This window comes from Streptomyces milbemycinicus (assembly GCF_002154605.1).
Lineage (GTDB): Bacteria > Actinomycetota > Actinomycetes > Streptomycetales > Streptomycetaceae > Streptomyces > Streptomyces milbemycinicus.
The window spans coordinates 1-4,984 of record NZ_MUNE01000361.1; the positions used below are offsets into that span (position 1 = coordinate 1).

Here is a 4,984-nt window from a genome sequence, read left to right on the forward strand (position 1 = left end):
GTACGCGGGGGGAGTCGGCAGCCCCCGCCCCACCCAGCGGCCCGGGCCTGCCGACTCCACCCGCGTACCGTCGGCGACACCGATCTCGCCGCGGGATGTGCCGTCGAGGCAGCGGACCGGCGCCGTCGACGAACCCGAGAAGAGATCTCAGTGATCCACGGTGTGGGGGCGCACCACCGGCGTCAGCCCGCACACCTACCGCCGCACCTTCAGCTGATATGCGGGAAACTGCCGGTATGGACATCACGATCAGGCGGGCGCGGGACGAGGAGCTGGACGGGGTCGGCAAGCTCACCGCGCAGGCGTACCTCGGCGACGGGCTGCTGGAGTTCGGCGAGAGCGACGGGTATCTGGCCCAGCTGCGCGACGCGCGGCGGCGGGCCGAGCTGGCGGAGCTGCTGGTCGCGGCCGACGCGGCGAGTGATGAGGTTCTGGGCACGGTGGCCTTCGCGGTGTACGGCGGGGCTTATGTGGACCTGGCACGGCCGGGCGAGGGGGAGTTCCGGATGCTGGCCGTACGGCCCGAGGCTCGGCGGCGCGGGGCGGCGGAGGCGCTGGTGCGGGCGTGTCTGGACCGGGCGCGGGAGCTGGGTCTGGAGCGGATCGTGATCTCCAGCCAGCAGAAGATGGCCGCCGCGCACCGGCTGTACGGGCGGCTGGGTTTCGTACGGGCCCCGGAGCGGGACTGGGAGCCGATACCGGGGATCACACTGTGGGCGTTCACCGTGGAGGTGTGAGGGCGAGGCGGGACGCGGCTCCCGACCAGTCACGCTGGTTCGCCGGAGAGCAGCCACCGCCAGCGCCGGCGCTCCGTGACGAGGGTGATGACGGCCATCAGGGTGACCGGGCCCGCCGCCCACGCGGGCCAGGCCAGCCACGAGGAAGCCACGGCCGCGGCGAGTTGGAGAAGCACCAGAAGGATCGTGACCCAGCCCGGTACCGCGATGATCACCTTCGCCTTGTCACCCGGGGTGGAGAAGCACGTGGGAAGGCCGATCAGAAGCACCACGGACAGGGCGGCAAGCAGCCACGAGTGGCCGGACAGCGCCCAGGGAGTCGCCACCCAGGCGACGAGTTCCACCGCGAAGCGCAGAACGGACGCGGTGCGATCGTCGGGTCGCGTCGAAATCGTATCCCCAGCGGCGTCGCTCACCTGCGGACGATCTCACGGCCTGCGCGCAACGGCCAAGAGCTGCTCACACAGCGGGACCGAACCCAGATCTTCCCGGATCTTCTAGTTGTTCTCGCACTTCTTGGTGTCCTTGTTGATGTCGATGATCTCGTTGATGTGCCCGAATTTGTACTTTCCTTGGGTCATTCCCTGGAAAGTGACGCACTTGTACATGGGCGTCGACCCGTCGTTGTAAAACACGAAGGCAGCGGTGATGCGCGTGCCACCCAGGCAGTGGTTGTTGTAGTACACCGTGGTGGTCGTCCAGCCGGTCTTCCACGAGAAGTTGACCCGCGCATTGGACTCATTGCACTTGATGCTGTCCTTCCCCGACTTCGGCGGGGCGGCCTGTGCCGCCGATGCGGTCGGGGCGGGCGCCGCGATTGCCGGTGCGGACATCAGGCCGAAGGTGAGGCCGGCGGCGGCGAGGGTGGCTCCGGCGGACATGAGAGTGCGCATCAATTCCCCCAAGGGTGGTCGCGCATCACTACACGAGTGATCGTTCCAGGGCGGTCGCGATCACTAAAGGCTCCCGGCCCGGTGGGCGTCAACCCCCGGTCCTGCCAAGGCATGTTGGTGTCACCGGGCAAAGGACCGGTCCTCTGCGATGGATCGCAGAGGACCGGGATTTCCCGCCATCAGCTGCCGCACGACGTGCGGGTACTGCCGGGACCTACTTCGTGTCTCCGGTCGGTACGGGGACGCCGTGATACGTCCACTGCCCGAGGTTGTACCAGCGGCCGTCCGTGCCGTCTATCCGGCTGAAGACCTTGTTCGGAAGGTCTCTTTCGATCAGGATTCCGCCAGGGCGTCCGTCCGGGTAGAAGCCAACGGCCTCCAGTTTGATGGTTTTGGGCACAGTGCGGGCGCCTTCGTAGATCGGCGTCACCTGGTAGCGCACCACCTGCTTGTCGTCGACGATGGCGTCCCTCACCTGGGTCTCCAGGGTTTTCATGTCGTTGTTGAACCCCTCGTCGTCCCTGACCGGGGCGTTGGCGGGCCGGGAGCAGGTCACCAGGTTCGCGAGGTCCTCTCCGTCGCCGCTGAGCTGATTGCCCAGCAGATGGCAGTTGTTGACCCGCGCGCTGGGTGTGAGCCCCAGATGGGCAGTCGTTTTGACGGCCCAGTAGTACCCGGGCGGCCTGATCTCCTTCGTGACGTCTGACCCTTTATTGGCCGCCAGGTAGGCGGCGTCGAGGCAGATGTCCACGCCGGTGGCACGGTTTCCGTGGGCGGTGTCACGAGGCTTGGGAGGCACCCGTTCGACGCTGCCTTTCCGGCAGTCTTCCCGGCGTGGCGGGTCTTCCTTGCGGTTGTCGGCCAGGTCTTTGGTGTTCTTGTCCAGGAGTGCGCGGGCCTGGAGCAGGACGGTCTGGGCCCTTTCGGCCCGGCTGCGGTACTCGGGCAGCTTCTTGCCGATGTCCTTCACCGCTTCGACGAGCTTGTGGGCCTTCCAGAAGGCTGTGATCACGCTGCTGAAGTTGGCGGCGGTGCTCAGGCAGCTCACGACGTCGCCGTCGGTGAAACACTTCTCGATGTCCTTGACGCCCAGGACGTCGAGGAGGATTTCTCCGCCGTTCTGCTTGAGCCAGCCGACCAGGTCCATGTCGACCAGCAGCTTGGCCTCGCGGTACTCCCGCACGAAGTCCTCGCCGCGTTCCCGCCGCAGAACGTCTTCCTCCCGCAGTTCTTGCAGGGCGTGGGCCGGGCTGCCCTGGTAGCGCCAGGTCTCGTCGTCGTGCTCGAAGACGGCGTTGTGGTCGGTGGACAGACCGTAGAGGTGGTCGTCGCTGACGACGAAGGTGGTGCCGGGGCTGCCGACGTGCTTCCACGGCTTGTCCTTGCCGTCGTACCGGAAGACGTGGCCGTCGGTGGGACTGGTGGCGAACAGGCCCGCGCCGCCGGCGTACAGGCTCTGCGCCGGGCCGCCGATCTTCTTCCAGCTGGTGCCCTTGCCCGTCCACTCGAAGACGGCGGAGTGGTCGGCGGCCAGGCCATAGAAGTGATCGTCGCTGACGGCGAAGTCCGCCCCGGCGTCGCCGATCTGGCTCCAGCGGTCGGGTTTGCCGTCGTAACGGTAGACCTTGCCGGTGTCGAGGCGGGTGGCGAACAGACCCGCGCTCCCGGCGTACAGGCTCTGCGCCGGGCCACCGATCTTCTTCCAGTCGGTGCCCTTGCCCGTCCACTCGAAGACGGCGGAGTGGTCGGCGGCCAGGCGGTAGACATGTTCACCGGTGACTTCGACGTCGGCGGATGCCTCACCGATCTCGGTCCACACATCCGGCTTGTCACCGTACTTATAGACCTTGGCGGTCTCGGGGTTGAGGGTGAAGACACCCGCCCGGCCCGCATGGACGGTCTCGGCGGGGCCGCCGATCCTGGTCCAGGTGGTGCCGTCCTCCTGTTTCCACACACTGTCGTGATCAGGGGCCAGGACGTACAGATCGCCGTCGGCCGTCACCGACATCTCGTTCTTGGCGACCTCGGGGGCGCTGTCCGCGCCCTGGGCGTTCGCGTCCGTCGGCGGGACTTCCTCCTCTGCCGACGCGGATTCCTCCGGCGTCGGGGGCCCGGTGGGATCCGGGGCCGGTGGCGCGGTGGAATCCGCGGGCGTCGGCTGGGTGGGGGGCGGCTCGGCCGCGGCCTTCACCGGGGCGCCCAGCGCGGTCCAGCCGGTGCCGTCGCCGCTCCATCGGTTGACGCCGCTGCCGTCGGGGACCAGGCCGTAGACGGCGCGGTCGCCGACGGCGAATGCGGCGCCCGGCCCGCCGACCTCCGTCCACGCCTCCGGCGTGCCGTCGTAGCGGAACAGCTTCCCGGAGTCCGGGTTCGTGGCGAAGAGACCGGCACCACCCACGTAGATGGCCTTGGCGGCGCCGCCGATCCTGGTCCACGTGCGGTTGTCCGCAGACCATTCATTCACAGCGGTGCCGTCGGGGGTGATGCCATAGACGCGGTCCGCCCCGACCGCGAACGCGGCACCCGGCCCGCCGACCTCCGTCCACTGGTTTGGGGTGCCGTCGTACCGGAACAGCTTCCCCGTGTCGGGGTTGGTGGCGAAGAGACCAGCACCGCCCACGTAGATGCTTGTGGCGCGATCGCCGATCTTGGTCCACGTGCGGTTGTCCGGAGACCATTCGTTCACGGCGGTGCCGTCGGGGGTGATGCCATAGACGCGGTCCGCCCCGACCGCGAACGCGGCACCCGGCCCGCCGACCTCCGTCCACGCCTCCGGCGTGCCGTCGTAGCGGAACAGCTTCCCGGAGTCCGGGTTCGTGGCGAAGAGACCGGCACCGCCCACATAGATGTCCTTGGCCGAGCCGCCGATGCGGTTCCAGGCTGCGGCGTCACCCTGTCGTTCGTAGACCGCGGAGTGGTCGGCGGCCAGAGCGTAGACGCGGTCCGCGTCCGCCACGACCGAGGTCAGGGGCACGGGTTGGGGCGGTTCGTCGGCGCGGGCGGGCGCCGCGGTGAGCAGGCTCGCGGCGACGGCCCCTGCCAGTAAGGCGCCGATGCGCCGCAGCACGGTCGGCCGCTCGCGGCCCCGGTGGGGGAGAAGGGACATGTGACCTCCAGAGAGGAGAAGAGGAGAGGCGAAGAGAGTGGGAGTCAGCTTGCGGCGGGGGCGCCGATGCGGGCCCAGGCCGTGCCGTGGCCGGTCCACTGGTAGACCGCGGTGTGGTCCGGGGAGAGGCCGTAGAGGCGGTTGCCCACGACGGCGAAGGTGGTTCCGGGGCCGCCGACCTTCGTCCAGGTGTGGGGGCGGTTCTCGTACGCGTAGATCCGGCCGGTGTCGGGGTTGGTGGCGAAGAG

5 protein-coding genes are annotated in these 4,984 nt (G+C 68.7%); 1 reads left to right on the forward strand and 4 read right to left on the reverse strand.

The features are described from left to right. The first annotated feature begins 236 nt into the window (after positions 1–236). On the forward strand, positions 237–737 hold the full coding sequence (locus tag CCN51_RS27795; protein ID WP_014176583.1) for a GNAT family N-acetyltransferase: 501 nt from the start codon (positions 237–239) through the stop codon (positions 735–737). Positions 738–766: 29 nt separating this feature from the next. Here CCN51_RS27795 and CCN51_RS27800 read toward each other — a convergent pair whose 3' ends face one another. The 4 genes from CCN51_RS27800 to CCN51_RS55140 all read right to left on the reverse strand — a co-directional run. Next, positions 767–1,153 (reverse strand): hypothetical protein, encoded by a 387-nt coding sequence (locus tag CCN51_RS27800; RefSeq protein WP_014176584.1) that lies wholly within the window; start codon positions 1,151–1,153, stop codon positions 767–769. 81 nt (positions 1,154–1,234) lie between these two features. Then, the gene (locus CCN51_RS27805) at positions 1,235–1,618 is read right to left on the reverse strand and encodes a hypothetical protein (protein WP_107426087.1); all 384 of its coding nucleotides are present in this window, start codon (positions 1,616–1,618) and stop codon (positions 1,235–1,237) included. A 226-nt stretch (positions 1,619–1,844) separates the two neighbouring features. After that, positions 1,845–4,736, reverse strand: coding sequence for a tectonin domain-containing protein (locus CCN51_RS27810; RefSeq protein ID WP_086860197.1), 2,892 nt, complete (start codon positions 4,734–4,736; stop codon positions 1,845–1,847). A 44-nt stretch (positions 4,737–4,780) separates the two neighbouring features. Next, positions 4,781–4,984: hypothetical protein (locus tag CCN51_RS55140; protein ID WP_211303258.1), on the reverse strand; the 204-nt coding region annotated here is incomplete at its 5' end.

Coding starts and splice junctions, on each gene's coding strand:
- CCN51_RS27795 (WP_014176583.1), top strand. CDS start 237: ATGGACATCACGATCAGGCGGGCGCGGGACGAGGAGCTGGACGGGGTC.
- CCN51_RS27805 (WP_107426087.1), bottom strand. CDS start 1,618: ATGTCCGCCGGAGCCACCCTCGCCGCCGCCGGCCTCACCTTCGGCCTG.
- CCN51_RS27810 (WP_086860197.1), bottom strand. CDS start 4,736: ATGTCCCTTCTCCCCCACCGGGGCCGCGAGCGGCCGACCGTGCTGCGG.